The sequence below is a fragment of the Candidatus Erwinia haradaeae genome (assembly GCF_900698855.1).
GTDB lineage: Bacteria > Pseudomonadota > Gammaproteobacteria > Enterobacterales > Enterobacteriaceae > Erwinia_E > Erwinia_E haradaeae_F.
Genome location: NZ_LR217698.1, coordinates 139284 through 157638, shown reverse-complemented (window position 1 = coordinate 157638; position 18355 = coordinate 139284). Strand labels below are relative to the sequence as shown.

The window sequence follows — 18355 nt, the reverse complement described above, 5'->3', positions numbered from 1 at the left end:
AAAATATCAAATTATATCTAGTGCTGTATGTTTTTAATAAAAATCAACCTACGAGCTTACTTTATGGGAAGTTAAATTCTCTTGAAGACCAAAAATTTCAACCGATAATACTGTTCATTCTTAAAAAAAATTGACGAACTTTCTTATCGATGACAAAAGAGAAATGACAATGAATACCTACTAAAAATTTAAAAAACTTATAGACTCCTAATTAAAATTGTTTAAATTAAAAAAACTCTTAATACTTTAATTATCTTTACTGTTTTTAAAAGGTCCAATATGAGTCCAATAGTTTTTGGTATTCACGCAATTAATGCTCTTCTTGAACAGAAACCTACACATATTGAAAAAGTGTTAATCAGTATAACCCGTACAGATCATCGTATAAAAACTTTAATCGAAAAACTCCAATCTCATAATATTATAATTATAAAAGTCAATAAAAATCAACTGGATACTCAATCAAGAGGAGCGGCACATCAAGGTATTATAGCATTTACGCAAACAGATCTTCTCTATAAAGAAAACGACCTTAAAAATCTAATAACTAATCTAAAAAATCCATTTTTTCTGATCTTAGATGGTGTCACTGATCCACATAATCTTGGTGCCTGTATACGCAGCGCTTATTCTGCCGGTATTCATGCTGTAATTATTCCAAAAGACCGCACAGCACCATTAAATGCTGTAGCAAAAAAGGCTGCAAGTGGCGCAACTGAGTACATACCTTTAATTCGTGTTACCAATTTAGCTCGGATAATGAGAGCTTTACAAAAAGAAAATATTTGGATTATCGGAGCCACTGAAAAAGCTCAAAAAAATCTATACCAAAGCAACATGACTGGACGATTATCATTAGTGATGGGAGGAGAAGAAAAGGGAATTCGCCGTCTAACTCTAGAACACTGTAATGAATTAATTAATATTCCCATGATGGGAGCGACTCCTTCGCTTAATTTATCAGTGGCAACTGGTATTTGTCTCTATGAAGCAGTGCGACAAAGGATGTTTCAACCAACTATAGTATAACCAGAGTATAAATTCAAAGTGTAGATCTCAATAATTACTGATCTATACGTTAGTTAATATCGATGTTAATAAAAATTAACATAATGATATATTTAGATAGTATAGTATCTACATCTTATTTATATAAGAATTAACTAAATGATCAAGAAAACTAAACTAAAAGAACATTTATTTATAAAAATAATCTTTTTAGTATTCCAGAAAATAACTCTACTGTTAAATCATTAATTTTTTAAAAACTATTATTAAAAATTAAATCTTAATATAAAATCATAAGATCTTTCCGTCATATTAAAATAAATAGCTTAAAGAAAGAATATATTCAATTTATTTCTCATTCTATCAGGAAATGAAATACAAGTATAATATATCTTATAAGCACATATTTTAATTCTTATATTACATGAATAAACGGATCTCTAAGATTACCATTATACATGAAAATATAAAATACTTGCTCAAAAATATTCTTACAAATATTCTTAACCAAGAGGTTTTCTGATCTGTTCTTGATGTCAAATATAGTTGAACTATACAGTTATGTTGTAGTATACAATACTAAATATGTATTATAGTTATATTCTTACTTACATAAACATTAAGTAAATTCAAAAATTATTCTGATCAGTGAATAAGAAATTGCTAAATTAAACGGAAATATTTTAAAATCGTATATTTAGTTTAAAAAAATAAATGTTAATACGGTAATTCATATAAAATAAATTTTAATGTACTAAAACGAACGAAAGTACACTCAAAAATTAATGATGTGACAATATTAAATTATTCTTCATTCGATATTTACAAAATAAAATTATACACACACCTCCTACTGATCAGTAATACAAGATAGCATAAAATGTAGGCTAATCCATCTTATTTATATTGAGATAAATATTTAGAGGCTCATATGAATGTTATATCTATATCTGATCTCCTACAAGAACGGTTTTCCATAGAAAAGGAAGTAACTATTCGAGGTTGGGTTCGTACTCAAAGAAAACTAAAAACTGGTATTTCCTTCATTTCTCTTTATGATGGCTCCTGCTTTAATACAATTCAGATTGTTGTAAATCAAAAAGAATATGAAATACTAAATCTCACCACTGGTTGCTCATTAGAAGTAAGAGGTAAGGTTATAGAGTCACAAGGAAAAGGTCAGTATTTTGAAATTCAAGCTATTAATATCAAGGTAATAGGATGGGTAGAAAATCCAGATAGTTACCCAATGTCTTCAAAAGCTCATAGTATTGAATATTTACGTGAAATGGCCCACCTCCGACCACGTACTAACTTAATTGGCGCGGTAGCGCGCATACGACATACCGCAGCATACTCTATACATCACTTTTTAAACGAACAAGGATTTTTCTGGGTATCGACACCACTAATTACCTCTGCAAATAGTGAAGGGGCTGGAGACATGTTTCGTGTCTCTACTTTAAATATGGAGAATCTACCCCGTACACAAGATGGAAAAGTTAACTATAACATGGACTTCTTCGGGCAAGAAGCATTCCTAACTGTCTCTGGACAGTTAAATGCTGAAGCCTATGCCAGTGCTATCTCAAAAATTTATACTTTCGGCCCTACCTTTAGAGCAGAAAAATCAAATACTAGTCGACATCTGGCAGAATTCTGGATGCTAGAACCTGAAGTAGCTTTTTTTAATCTAGAAGAAATAGCAGCCTTAGCTGAATCTATGATGAAATACATCTGTACTACTATACTTTCTAAACATTCTGAAGACTTATCCTTCCTGGCTCAATACACAAAAAAAAGTCTCATACTCCGATTAAATAATTTAATCACAACCGATTTTATACACATTGATTATTCTGAAGCTATAAAAATTTTACTCACCTCGAAAACAAAATTCAACCATCCCATTCGATGGGGATTAGACTTATCATCAGAACACGAGCGATATATCACTGAGTACTATTGTCAATCACCAGTAATAATAAAAAACTATCCAAAAAACATTAAAGCTTTTTATATGCGAATGAATCCAGATGGATGCACCGTAGCAGCTATGGATATTCTGGCTCCAGGGATCGGAGAAATTATTGGCGGATCTCAACGAGAAGAACGTCTTGAAATCTTAGACCAACGATTACTAGAAAGAAACATGAACAAAGAGGATTATTGGTGGTATCGCGATCTACGCCGTTACGGTACTGTGCCACATTCTGGATTTGGACTAGGTTTCGAACGCTTAATTTCTTATATTAGTGGCATTAATAATGTTAGGGATGTGATTGCTTTTCCACGAACGCCGCGTCATATAGACTTCTAAAGTAATCAAAATATAACAATATAAAAATCTAGTAATAGATATAATTCCTAACATCACTTAATACACTAATTTTTAAAATTTTTAATTTTATTTTAAAAACTTAAATACAACTATTATAGATAATAGATTTATCCTTAATGTTGTTATTTTGATAAAATAAAAGATTAGCGTTATTTTCAGACTAGATTAATCTAGATACCAATGATAAGATCTCCATAGATAGAGAAAAATAAGGGACTAAACTTCCTGAAAATCGTGTAAAAATTATTATCGACAGAATTAGGTATCAGGTATCTAGACAATCACTCCAATGAGGTTAATAAAATTATGAAAAACAAAATTTTTGCAGTAGTGCTACCAGCCCTGCTTGCAGCAGGGGCTGCTAATGCTGAAGAAATCTATAATAAAGATGGTAATAAAATCAATCTATATGGTACCATTAATTTAGGTCATCAATTCTCTAAAAATCTAAACGATGATAATGATAACTCTTATCTTCGTTTTGGGTTTAAAGGAGAAAGTCAAATAAACGATTTTCTAACAAGTTACGGACAATGGGAATATAATATTCAAACCAATCTTCCTGAAACAGACGCTACATCAGGTTCTCAAACACGTCTTGGGTTTGCTGGTGTAAAATTTTCTAATTATGGAACAATTGACTATGGTCGTAACTATGGAGTAGGTTACGATCCTCTATCATGGACTAACATCCTACCATCATCCGGTGGCAACTCTGCTTATTCTGATAATGGGATGGTTGGTCGATCCAATGATCTCGTCACCTACCGAAACAGTAATCTTTTTGGCTTACTTGACGGTTTAGATATTGCCCTACAGTATCAAAGAAAAAATAATAATAATACACATTCTCATGGAATTCGTACAGAAAATGGAAGTGGTATAGGTAGTTCTATAACTTATGCTACTCCAGTTGGAGTAGCAATATCTGCGGCTTACACGCATGCAGATAGAACAAAAGATCAAGAAGCAGCATACTTTTCTAATGGTAAAAAAACTGCTGAAACATGGGCCACTGCAATGAAGTATGACGCACATAATGTTTATGTAGCAGCAATGTATGGTGAAACTCGAAATAATACTTATATCAAAACTACGACTGAGTCTACTAAACACGAAGGAATGGTTGACAAAGAGCAGAAGTTTGAAGCAGTTGCACAATATAAGTCTAACTGCGGACTTCGTCCATCTCTAGCTTACCTTCAATCTATCGGAAAAAAAATTAGCAAATTAGGAAAACAAGATTTATATAAATATATTGATTTAGCTACCTACTATAATTTTAATTCTAAATTATTAACCTACGTAGATTACAAAATCAATCTATTGGATAAAAATGACTTTACTAATAAAGCACAGATTAATACTGATGATACCGTAGCCGTTGGTTTAATCTATCAATTCTAATACCCATCGCACCATACGGGTCAGACTGTGACCCTATGCACATTCAACGGGACTCAGGTCCCGTTGTCTTCAACGAAGAATTTATAACTTTCGATTAGTATCAAAATAAAAGTATTACTGACTATATTGTTATTCTAAAAATGAATAACCTTTACACTCTCTTCAAGAGAGTACACAATACCGATGATTTATTATTTTATATAAAATTTTTTAAAAAATAATAATTTTACATATTTCTCTTGTCAAAAGGTAAAATATAAAAAAATAAATCATCTTAATTTTATATATATGAAAATATTTCAGAAATATATTTTCAACTATTAAATCTAGTATCAAATATAATCAAAATCCCTTTTAGGGATAAAATAACATCATTAATTAACTAGATATAGTTATACAGTACAATGAATTTACCTATAATAAAGTATTATATAATAATATATTATATATTATTATTTCTCTAAAACTTGAATATAAAATAATTTATAAAAATAAAACAATGATCTCTGTTAAAAAAATTATAAATTCTCTTGCAATAATCAAATAATAAAGTTTATCCTAACTCCTAAATTACTAAAATATAGATTAATGATCTATATCAAAATCTTCTCGCTAAAAAATCTAGTTTCAAACACGCACTAAATTCTTATTATTCAATCATAATAACTAAAAACAACTTAAGAAACGTCATCTACTTTTCGACTTTGGCAAAAACATCCCTTAATCTAAGGCAAATAACGCTCTATTTTCGTTCATCTCAATATCTTCACAATTTACTGTACATGACTAGACTGGATGATCCAATAATATTAATATTATACCAATATTTAATTGTTTCTTAATCTAAGATTGTAAGCATCTTGACACAAATTTCATTCTTTACCAAAAAAAATTATTATTATATCTAAAAAAATGACTATTCATTTTAACTTTCAATCTTTTTAAATTATGCCAGGTTATAAGTGTGAACGCTCCATCATAGAAATATAACACCTTCTGTCTTAGATTTATTTCCCTAAACGGAGAAATAAAACTAATTCAATTATTTGGCAAAATCAAACCATGAGCGAGAATGATTAAAATTACCATAAATATTATATATAATAACTACTAATATATGTATTTTTCTCAGAAAAATATGAAATATTAAAATATAAAATAGCAATAAAGAAATATTCTTGGTATCCTTTTGATACATAAATTGTAAACTACTCTTAATATAGCTATCAAAAAAAGAAACTTTTACAGAACTAAACTCATCAATATAAATTATGCAATAATACTCAATTCACATCATAAAATTAAACAAATATGTAAACATTCTAGTTGATTCTGTTTCAATATATCATGATAATTTTAGTTATCAGAGTATCTCTTCTCTAAAAAAGAGATCGATATATAATGTATACTAATATAGTAATATTGATATTAGTAAAAATAAGATATCAATCTAAAACACTTATTTCATATTATCCATAAAAACTAAATATTTTTAATCTAAAAATAATAAAAATAGAGAACACAAATACATATGGCTGGAGGCCATATGTTTGAACTTCACCAAAAAAACTTACTCGAATCTCATCTCAGTCATCAAAAGAAACAATTATCAGCCATGCCTCTGCTATAGAAAGATTTCAATAATGATCCTATATTTATATCTTAATTTATGGTCATTGACCTCTATATGTGAATGACTAAATTAGTCTAGAGTAATCAAATTTAGTTTTTTAACTAAACTAAATTTTCTACTAGTCATTCTAGTGATTATTCAATCTATATAACTTAGGATCCTAAGCCAAAAGATCCAGAGTCCTAATCAATTATATTTATACTAAAAAGTTTTTTATATTTTTATCGACTCATTAATCTAGAGGTCAAATTATTAAAATATTTCTTTAGAGCAGATGAATTAACATAATTTATGTTAAAAACTATAATACAATATGAATTAACCTAATGGTATTATATCTACTTTTAGATAAAAAATCAAATATTTTGCTTAAAATATAGAAAAATAAAACTATCCATTATTCAGTTCTTATTAAATTCTACTCTGATAGAGAAAATTTATGGAAAACTATATGTTGATCATAAAAACCAAAATATTACAATATTCTATTCAATTAAATTATAAATAAATCAATTTCTCTAAGAAATTTTATTTCTCATTGATTAAAAGATAAAAATTTAAACCTAACTTATGACTAGGTCATAATAAATGAACTAAATTCAAAATAATCCATACCAATATAAATGATTAAACTCAATAATTTCTCATTGACATTCTTTATATACCATCAAAAACAAGATCAAATAACTAATTATTACAGCAAATTATTTACTGAAATAATTAAATTATGTTTAATAGTATTAAACATACCAATTTACTACTGTTATCAAATACATATTAAATTTTAGATATAATTTATCATATCTAAAATTTAACTTTACTATGCCTATTAATCTAAGATATAGTTTATTATCTTCTGTAAATCACTATAGATTCGATAATCTAACTTGGTTCTTATCTAAAGAAAATTTCAATCCAACTCTAAAATTATATTCGCTTTTTAAATGACCATTAAACATATTTAATTATATAAATAATATATAATAAAAATTAATCTTAATACATAGACTCTGGTTTTTTATCTCACAATATTTATAGATAATGAACTGATAATGAATTATCTATTTGTAATTAAAAAATTCTCATAAAAATAACTAAAAAGATAGAGCTCCATTAAAAATAAATAAAAACCCAATTAATAATCAAAAACCATAAACATATAAAGAATGATCTACGACATCATAAAGCTATCTTTATCTATGTCAAATCACTTATTAATGGTTAATAAATAATATTTTCTTACAAAAATTGTATCTAAATCTTATTTTTTATATTTTTATACAACATTTTAAATAATTTAAAATATAAAATTAAAAAAAACGATGCGATTTTCTAAAAAAAGATTCTCTTATAACAATATTAGATTATCAAGTACATTTATCTTAATATTAAATAATGACATTTCCAGGAATAAAAAATTTATAACGAGAATTAAGTAAGTCCTGAACTTTTGTAATCTTTTTACCAGCTATTTGTAATTCTTCCAAGTTAAGAATTCCATCAGAAGACATAACTTGAATACCATGTTTATCTGCTCTTATAATCTGACCTGTTAAATAACCACTCACAGATGGCAAAACAGAAGCCTTCCATACTTTTATTAAGGTGTTGTTAACCAAAAAGTAACTACCAGGCCATGGATTAAAAGCGCGGATACATCTCTCTAACTGTGTAGCAGATACTGACCAATTAAGACGAGCTTCTTCTACTCTTAGCTTGTTGGCATAACTAACCTGTGTTTCATCTTGTTTCCAAGCCCTATCAGTTTTTCTTTCTAACATATCTAATGTTTTAAGTAAACTAGTAACCCCTAAATTAGCTAATTTATTGTACAGTGTAGCGGTAGTATCAAAAGACTCAATGGGACATGCTTCTTGATATAAAATATCCCCACCATCCAATTTATCATTCATTCGTATAATAGTAACCCCAGTTTCTCTATCACCAGAACATAATGAACGCTGAATAGGCGCAGCCCCACGCCATAATGGTAATAATGAAGCATGTACATTAATACAGCCAAGACTTGGTACCTCTAAAATATTTTTAGGCAATATCAGGCCATAAGCAACAACAATCATAATATTAAAGTTAAATGCAGAAATTAATTCCTGAGCCTCCGGGCCATATAGAGATTCTAGTTGTAGAATAGGTATTTTGTTTTTCTCTGCCAAGCGTTTAACTAAATTAATAGTCATCTTTTTTCCTCGACCAAATGCTTTATCTGGCTTAGTTAAAACACAGACAACTTGTTTTCCAGCAGAAAGAAGTGCAGACAGATGACGAACAGCAAAATCAGGGGTACCAGCAAACATGATACTGAGCATAATAAAACAACCCCTCCTTAATACCGAATAAACTAAATATGTGATTATTGGCGATAAATTTTCTCCAATCTTTGACGAATTCGATAACGCTTTATAGGAGATAAATAATCAATAAACAATCTTCCTATAAGATGATCTAATTCATGTTGAATGCAAATAGCTAGCAAACTACTTGCTTCCAATTCATAACTTTGACCATCACGGTCTAGTGCCCTGATTTTTACCTTATTAAAACGTAATATCTGAGCTCTTTGATCGGGAACAGATAAACAACCTTCTTCTGTCATTACTTCAGAACTCTTTTCTAAAATCTTCGGATTAATTAACACTAATTGTGAACTTCGGTTTTCAGATATGTCAATAACAACAATGCACTGGTGAATATTGACTTGTGTTGCAGCCAGCCCAATACCCATATTTGCATACATGGTATCAAACATGTCATCAATAATACGATGAATATGATTATCTACGTTTAGTACCTTCTTCGCAGAAAAACGGAGTCGATCGTCTGGAAAATATAATAGATTTAAAATAGACATAATTTTCCATATCAATATAAATTAATAACAAACCTCCTCTTACAAAGAGGAACCATATAAAATAATTATAAACTATTTAATATTTTATCTATTTAAAAGATAAAAATTTTTATATTGAAGATTCAGATAAAAAACAAGGATAATTTATGCAATCAATAAAATTGCAATAATTATATACGTTAAATCTATAAAAATAAAAATGGCTACATGTCAATTTAGCCTTATGTATAAATGCATAATTAATCTTACTCAATCTATCAAGTTAGAAATTTTGTTTTATGCATAATTCTGCTATAAATTACCATAGGTGCACTGCAAACATATGAACGGATCGATATCCATAATAATGATAAAAAAATAACATTTTATTTGTTTTCAGATAAAACTAAACAAATCAGTAATATTAATCTAAATTAAATGGATTGTACACTATCACTATTTTCTAGATAATCTATTCTCTCGTTAAAAAAATGATTACATACAATAAAATAAATAGATTCTTCCTATTTATGATAATAATATATAAAATTATTCCCTATTTCAGTCTTTCAAAAAAATCTGAACTATAATTACTTCAGCTTACTCCTCTTATAGGATATTAAGTAAAATTTAATTCTTTTAAATCATAAACTACTATCTAGTGGCGGAGGAGCAGAGATTCGAACTCTGGAACAGTTTCCCATTTCCGGTTTTCAAGACCGGTGCCTTCAGCCACTCGGCCACTCCTCCAAACTAACCTCACTATAAACATCAATAAAAGACATGTAAAGAAAATTTTATGATTGTCAAAAAATCAATAAAGAACTGACATTGAAAACTATAACCTAATTTTAACTATATAGTTGATTTAAAATTTACTTTTATGAAAATCAACACCCTTAATTTCAAGAATTATGTTAAATACCTATTCATATTATAACCCATGTAGTTCATTCTAAAATACTATCTACACTTAATCATCGAGAATAAACTATCATAAATCTATCTAGATTTTAATCTAATCTTCTTAACCGTACACAATCGGACTAACGAAGTAAAATTATAATTAAATTATTATTTTTATCTTGTTTTTTCACAAAAGAATATTATGCATAATAAACCTATACAATACACATCAGATCATGCGATTAAAGTGTTATATTAAAATAGTTCAACACAATAGCACATATAGAATTTAGTATCTATTAAGAGAATGTTTTCCTGACCTCTCTAATACTATCTTAGAATTATACTTAATAAATACTGTATATCACAGTAAATAAACTTTTATAATATTTCTCCATTGCTCTGTTTCATTTTCAGAGCTATGATCACTAATTGATACTTAAAAAATAGATAAATCATTAAATTATTCTCAAAAATTAAGAATACTAGATCTTTTTCTATAAAATCATAAATTTATTATTTAAACATAAATAAAAAAACAAAGAATCTAATAAAATTGCTAAGAGTCATACCAAGAGTCTCAATATTCCCTATGATTTTTCACTACATAATTATCTTCAATGATCTTAATTCAGATCATCTAACTATTCATAAAGGTTTTTACTATGACTCAGTGTTTACTTTCTAGATTTGGCACACCTACACAACGTGTACGTCAAGCCATTCAAGCGCTGTGCTCAGGTCGCGGCGTAATGGTCTTAGATGATGAGCTTCGTGAAAATGAAGGAGATATGGTTTTTGCTGCAGAAAAAATGACTGTAGAACAGATGGCAATGGTTATCCGATATGGAAGTGGTATTGTCTGTTTATGTCTTAATGAAAAACGCCTCAAACAACTTGATCTTCCTATGATGGTAGAAAATAATACCAGTACTTATGGCACTGGTTTTACCGTTACTATTGAAGCAGCATATGGTGTCACTACTGGCGTATCTGCTTTCGATCGTTTAACTACTATTCGAACAGCTATTGCTGATAACGCACAACCAAGTGATCTAAATAGACCTGGACATGTTTTTCCTTTACGCGCTCAATCTGGTGGTGTCTTAACTCGTTGCGGACACACCGAAGCTACTATTGACTTAGTCACACTAGCAGGTTGCAAGCCCGCAGGTGTATTATGTGAGCTTACTAATGATGACGGTTCCATGGCACGAACTATAGAAGTAATTTCCTTTGCTGATCAACATCATATGCCGGTGATGACTATTCAAGATTTAGTATCTTATCGACGTGGCGATCCAATATAATAAAGAAAATAACTGAAATTTTTAACTTGCGTAAATTTATATAGAAAAATGTACATATTATTTTAAAAAACTATAATAAAATCTCTTAATATAATTCTATCTATAAACTATAGACTAATAATCCTTAGATATCGCTAATCAATATATTAAAAAAATAATCCATATTCTAATTTTAAATTATACTTAATATGAAATTTGTTTATTAACTATCCCTATCACTTTAACTTTTATATTCTGCCTGATCTCAGTTTAAAATGTAAAAAAATGATTTATATAAAACGCTATATATTAAATCATTCTAATTTTCTATCGAATACTAAAAAATCTACACGAAAACATCTAGAAAAAATTTTCAATTATAATTATAAACAAATAATATAATAGACATAGAATAATATATATAAGTGAATAAATGCAAAAATCAAAATTCATACAACTAAATGTAGAAAATATCACATAACTACTTTTTAAAAAATTAACCAACCAAAAAAATAATCCATAAATTATTTTCTAATGCACTGATCTTGTATTTTATAAACCGACCAATTATCTGATGATGCAAATAATTCTCTAACAATATTACCTATGAACGATATATACTTAAACATATAAAATATATAATTAGTTTTTTCTATAATCTAAAATACTAGATGCTATATAATATACTTTATTTATTATAGAAAATTAAAAACTAATCAAAGTTATCTTATTTATTAAAAATATGATATACAAAATAGAAGTCACTTACCCTCTAATTAACTATTAGTATAGTATTAAAGATCATTAAATAATCCATTCTACATCAGTAATATAGAAAATTTCTTATTTTATAAGAAATAGATTAATTCTTAGACTAAAACAATTTCCTCTATTTTTCTAAAACAAAATAGACCTAACTAGATTCTATATATAAAATAGAGATTTAAAAAAAATTTAAAATCTTTCTATAAAATTATTAACTAATCTGGTTACTATTTATTACTAATTTCTTAATAAAATCAAAAATTTAACCATTGATACCAACCATACATCATCTTATGACTAAATTAAAAATAATTTTATATCATTCTTTTATAATTTATTAAAACCCTAAAATTAAGTATAACCAAAAAGTAACAACAAAAACCTTAAAGTTATCTGACAATAACTATAAATAAAATAAAATTTTAATTATACTTAGCATGCTACTCTAATTTAAATCAAATTAATAATTTGATTCTAATTATCACATTATATGATATAATATTCTTATTGCATACTAGAATACATCAGTTTAATCATTTTCTATCATTTTATGCTTTAGACAAACATTCAATATTGTTTAATATAACTCTAGTCATTTTACCATAAATATAAAAAAGAAATAATCTTTTTATCGTAGTATCATTATCTAACTTTCCTAAAAATCATAAATTCATAAGTATACCATTATTATAATTTTTCTCTAGACTCTATGTTTCTTAACTAATATCTTGTCTGGAAGATAATATGTAGTTGTCTGCCAATCCAGCTTCACAAAACATTCTTTAATTTTATTCAAGTAATCCATCTACACCTTGAGAATACATCAAAAAAAACGTTATAAGTCATTAGTAATTCTGCTAATTACTAGAATTACCTATAAAATAATATAGTGAACTTAAATAGCTTTGCTTAAGTATGCAATGAAATAGATAAAATCAATATTCTATTAAACTAAAAAAATGAAGGAACTGAACGATATAAAATCTATCAACTAAATACAGTTAGATCTCAATATCCTAGATATTATGATCTCATATGGATAAAATAAGCCAACAATCTTCATTTTATTACTATCTTAATTCTATAAAATATATCTCAAATAGTAATTACTTAATTACTAGTTATAACACCTTATACTAATATAGATGTTATCGTTTTAAAAAAATCAACAACTTGATTTAGTTATAATCCTTATTATAACAATAAAAAAATCATATCTGTAAATAACCTTCTGGAAATAATTAAATTAGAAATAATAAAAAAACTAACATCAGAATGATAGATGACATCTATAATTATATATATAATTAGATATATATCTAGGTGCGATTAAAAAAAAGAAATATCTACCTATAGATATCCTACTAATCCATGAACTTATACTAAAATTAATGCAATATTAAATTTATAAAAATCAATAAATATTTGAAAAGATCAAGATTTTCTAAAAACAAGCATATCCTATAAGGAACATGCTATACTTGATTTCAACACGTTAATTAATAATCCTTAGATCACCCATCAAAGAATATTTTTTATTTCTTGATAATACATTTTAAAATCACTACATATATTAGATTATTTACTAACTTGTGTAACCAATAATTAAAAACTTTAGAATACCAAAGAACTCTTTTATTACTGCATATCTGATGAACCTAGCTCTGTTAAAAACAACGTCCACAACTGAAATTATAAACACTAAGTTTCATACCAAATCTTTCATTAACTCAAAAATTATAAATTAAAACTATGGATTCATCATATAATCAAACAATCTGACTTACTATTCATTTTCAAAACTTTATTGTTAAATATAACAATTTATAATTTTATTAATCTGGAAGCAAAATTGTGTCTGACTATAATTATAACCTTACCTCTTTTCTAACCAGTGCACCTACTATTCATCATTTACCAGATGATGTAGGTACAGAAATCGCTTTTATCGGTTACTCAAATTCTGGAAAATCTAGTGCACTTAATGCATTAACAAATCAAAAAAAACTTGCACGAACAAGTAAAATACCTGGTTGTACACAATTAATCAATCTATTCCAAATTACTGAAGGATACAGGCTGGTCGATCTACCTGGTTATGGTTATGCAAAAATTCCAAAAAAAATGAAAATAAAATGGAACAATACTCTAACCCAATACCTAAGATTTCGCAACTGTTTACAAGGACTATTAATCCTTATGGATATACGTTATCCTTTAAAAGACCTTGATAAAAAAATTATATCATGGGCTCAAAAGAATAAACTACAAACACTTATTCTGCTTACTAAATCAGATAAATTAAGTACTACAGCGTGCCATGCTAAACTTATCACAGTGCGTCAAGAAATTAAAAATTCTAGAGACGTTATACAGGTTGAACTTTTTTCTTCAAAAAAAAATATAGGAATCCATATCTTACGAAACAAGATGGATAGCTGGTATCTCAACCCTGATCATATACAAAATAATAGATCAATACCTCTAACACTGATCTAGAGCACTAATCTAATAGATATGTTATCTTCCTAATGTAAGTAACTTTTATTTTTTTAGAGTGATATTATCGTCAACATGAGGTAACTTTAGTTATAAAAAAACTAAAATATTTACCCTTATAGTCCTAATATTACAATATCTAAAAAAATAAAAAAATTTTATAAACCCTTATTCTTCTATTAATACATTAAACAATGTTAATAGAAAATTCTACACAATATAAAATTCTATAAATTAATATTAATCTTATTGTTGAAATTAGATTTCAATGACTTTAATTTAAATCTAAATACTAATAAAAATTCAACAACATCCATGTATACCACCTGTAAAATTTCTTTAACCCAGAACCTAATCTCAATCATTCATTCTCTAATGATTATCGAAGATAATAGATATGTGTATATAAAAAAAATAACAATCCCAATATCTAAACGTTAATTATATAATATTTGATAAAAATATTTATTTCTAAACAAAAAAACTAATCCGAACTAATAATCCATCTTTTATTACATACATATATAAGGAAAATAACACCTTACTAAAAGATTAAAACAATCATGCATTTTAATTTATATTAAATATCTAATTCTATGAAAAATAATCACTAGCTAAATTGAGGTTACATAATTTGCACTAATCAACGATGCTAGGTCTAATCTATGATAATTCAACTATAAGTAAAATTTTTTAACTAAAATCATAAAATTAATGTTAAGAAAAAACTAAAAATATTGATTTTTTTTATAAATACAAAATTACTATTCTTGGAACATCTATATCTTAATATCCAAAATAGTTAAAAACTATTACATATCTATATTCATAATAATGCTCTACTCATCTAATTATCATGATTCATAATTTATTGCAGTTAATATGAATAACCAATAAAACTATTATATAAAATAATCATAGATAATCCTAATTCTCTAATATAGTTGTTAGAAAATTAAAAATTAATTTTATAATCTCTTATTACATCTTTTTTATTACAACTAAAACTAATTATCTAATATCTAATCAGATTTATTTATTATAAAATATAAAAAAAACTAGATCATGATACTCTTAATCATTGTAACCAAAAAACATAAATAAACATTTATCTTGTAATACATCTTATTTCTAATAATACTAACTTTTGTTTATTAAGAAACAAGTAATATTACTGATACTAATAAAAATATAATAATATTGATTATATAAAAATTTACTAATATTTAAAAATATATTATTGTTCTTATTAATATAATATTATATACATAAAAATTATTTTTAATATGAAAAATTAAATATTGAAAATATTTAAATAAGTATTTAAAAACTATATACTAAATAAGATATATTTACATAGAATGATATTCTATCATTACCTAAAAAAATCAAAATAATTAATAATAAAAATGATTTTTAATTAACTAACTCTAAAAAAAATTTAATAATTCAGAATATTTATTCCACATTAATGATATTATATACTTTTCTACATCATAGAAAAACCAAAAAGAGACAATCTATATCATTAATTTAATTTCGCCTAACTATGAAAATATAAAGACATCTTTATATGAAGAAATCATAAAAACAGCTTAATTATCACTCATGAGAATAAACAATCAAATCCACACAAATATACTAATATTCTAACTTATACATGGTTTTCCTAAAAAATTTAAGAATATATAATGACAAAGAAAGAACTTCTATCTAAAAATAATAATTTTAATATATTGACAATCTAACGTAAACTAAAAATATTTAATATATCCTACTAGCCAATAGATATAATAATTGCTAAAGACTTTTAAAAAAAAATAAAAAAATAAATCTTTACTACAATATATTAAAATCTATACTACTAGTATACATCCACTCACTAAAAATCTATTTCTATATTATGGAATATAAAAAATAATTAAAAAAAATAAACTAATCAATATCAAGTGATTCATAAAATATAAAATGACTAAAATTAATTTTAAATTAAAATATATTAAATAAATATTATAAATAAAATTAAAATAACTCTACTATAAACTATTTTAAAAATAAATTAACCCCTTGGTTCATAAAAATAGTTTGAACTAATAAAAATAACTGCTTTTTCAGTACATATAAATATTAAAATAACATAGAATTTCTTCAAAAGAATCAAAATCTTCTTGTTTAATAAGAAAATTGTAACAAAATAAATAATCCATAATTTTAAAAATATTCATCTAATATAAATATTAACTACTATAAAAATAGTCTAAAACAATCTATCGATACCAATCGATCACTTCAATTAATACTAATAAAGCAGCATTACCACCAAACTGTTTAGGTGCTTGATGAAATGCCATAACTAACGGATGCTGTGCTAACCACAACGGAGTCTTTTTCTTAAGAATATTTTTACCATGACCATGTATTATATGTGTACAATAAAAATTCTCCCTATTACACGTTGTAATTAAAGCGCTAAGCTCCTTCTTTGCTTCAACTTGTGTTAATCCATGTAGATCCAAAACTATATCTGGTATATAGTCTCCACGATATAATTTTTTCAACTCATAACGATCTACATCGCTACGTATATAACGTAGCGCACCGTCAGTAGAAATAAGGGGATGAAATTCATCAGAAAAATAATAACTAGACTCTCTTTGTACTGGCTGATTCTTTTGATCTTTTCTTTGATAAATTTTATTGCGTGAAGGTCTATGTACTATGGTATCCTGTGCAAATCGGCGCGTATCATACATCACTCTACGAAACAGTATAGACTCTTCTTCAAGATCAATCTTATCGTTTTGGCTCATTACTATAATCACTCTGTTTTAAGAAAATTAAGATAGAAGCACCCCCTATCAATCTAAATTGATCAGTATAACTGAATTCAATGTAAATTAGTGATTAACATAAATCAATATATATTAGAATGTTTAAAACAATATTGAATGTTCAGTATAAAGATAGTAAATGAATGAATTCTCTTACAATATAACAAATTCAGTTAAAAAAACTACACTAATCAATACTTATTCAAAAATTTTAATTCTTATCTTTATTTATACAAGTCATTCACACAAATATATATAATGTCCTTATAATATAGAAAAGGCAAAATACAAAAAAAATCGAAAAATAACATACCTACATAAACTTTAGATCTATTTCTATATAATAGAACTTCTACAAATAATTACCCATATAAACTTCTAAATATATTAGTCAGATCAGAAAATAGTCGTTAATAATCATGCTAATTATTTGTTATAAAATAAATACCAACCAGGTGCCCTGATTAAGAAAATAATCCTATTTATTTAATTCTAAATATCATCTTAAAGATTACAAAACTTAGTTCTCATTGCTAGAAAAAAAGAATAAATATAATCATAACGATAGTGATAGTTATAACTAATTATCTAGAAAATATAGTAATTATACTAATGACTATTTATAGAGTATAAATAGACAATAGAAACTAATTGGTAATGAAAAGCAATACTTTTTACTTACAAGTGTTCAGGATTATGTATATTGAAATATGAGTATCTCACTTTACAGGTAGGCTCGTAATAATCTTAATTAAATTCTCTATTTAGTATAGTAAGAATATATAGTATCTATGTTATAGATACTATAATAAATTCACTCGAAAAATA

At 26.1% G+C, this 18355-nt stretch carries 8 protein-coding genes and 1 tRNA gene; 5 read left to right on the top strand and 4 right to left on the bottom strand.

Features of this window, described 5'->3' with window-relative positions; genetic code table 11:
* The first annotated feature begins 279 nt into the window (after positions 1-279).
* The 3 genes from rlmB to HACICURT3053_RS00480 all read left to right on the top strand — a co-directional run bounded on the left by rlmB (position 280) and on the right by HACICURT3053_RS00480 (position 4756).
* Entirely contained in the window at positions 280-1029 is a 750-nt protein-coding gene (gene rlmB, locus HACICURT3053_RS00490; RefSeq protein ID WP_157991814.1) for a 23S rRNA (guanosine(2251)-2'-O)-methyltransferase RlmB, read from the top strand.
* 910 nt (positions 1030-1939) lie between these two features.
* A complete protein-coding gene (asnS, locus tag HACICURT3053_RS00485) occupies positions 1940-3328 on the top strand; it encodes an asparagine--tRNA ligase (protein WP_157991813.1) in 1389 nt (462 codons plus the stop codon).
* Between the two features lie 324 nt (positions 3329-3652).
* Complete coding sequence (locus tag HACICURT3053_RS00480; protein WP_269472363.1) at positions 3653-4756, top strand: porin; 1104 nt, start codon at positions 3653-3655, stop codon at positions 4754-4756.
* 3021 nt (positions 4757-7777) lie between these two features.
* Here HACICURT3053_RS00480 and fmt read toward each other — a convergent pair.
* From fmt to HACICURT3053_RS00465, 3 genes are all read right to left on the bottom strand, one after another.
* Complete coding sequence (fmt, locus tag HACICURT3053_RS00475; RefSeq protein WP_157991811.1) at positions 7778-8716, bottom strand: methionyl-tRNA formyltransferase; 939 nt, start codon at positions 8714-8716, stop codon at positions 7778-7780.
* A gap of 44 nt (positions 8717-8760) precedes the next feature.
* Positions 8761-9258, bottom strand: coding sequence for a peptide deformylase (def, locus tag HACICURT3053_RS00470; RefSeq protein ID WP_157991810.1), 498 nt, complete (start codon positions 9256-9258; stop codon positions 8761-8763).
* A gap of 641 nt (positions 9259-9899) precedes the next feature.
* A tRNA-Ser gene (locus HACICURT3053_RS00465) sits at positions 9900-9987 on the bottom strand.
* Between the two features lie 821 nt (positions 9988-10808).
* Between HACICURT3053_RS00465 and ribB the strand changes: the two genes are divergently transcribed.
* Both ribB and yihA read left to right on the top strand, forming a co-directional pair.
* Positions 10809-11453, top strand: coding sequence for a 3,4-dihydroxy-2-butanone-4-phosphate synthase (ribB, locus tag HACICURT3053_RS00460; protein WP_157991809.1), 645 nt, complete (start codon positions 10809-10811; stop codon positions 11451-11453).
* A 2598-nt stretch (positions 11454-14051) separates the two neighbouring features.
* The gene (yihA, locus tag HACICURT3053_RS00455; RefSeq protein ID WP_157991808.1) at positions 14052-14696 is read left to right on the top strand and encodes a ribosome biogenesis GTP-binding protein YihA/YsxC; all 645 of its coding nucleotides are present in this window, start codon (positions 14052-14054) and stop codon (positions 14694-14696) included.
* Between the two features lie 2267 nt (positions 14697-16963).
* On the opposite strand, the gene smrB is transcribed toward yihA, so the two are convergent.
* On the bottom strand, positions 16964-17506 hold the full coding sequence (gene smrB, locus HACICURT3053_RS00450; RefSeq protein WP_157991807.1) for an endonuclease SmrB: 543 nt from the start codon (positions 17504-17506) through the stop codon (positions 16964-16966).
* Between the last annotated feature and the right edge of the window lie 849 nt (positions 17507-18355).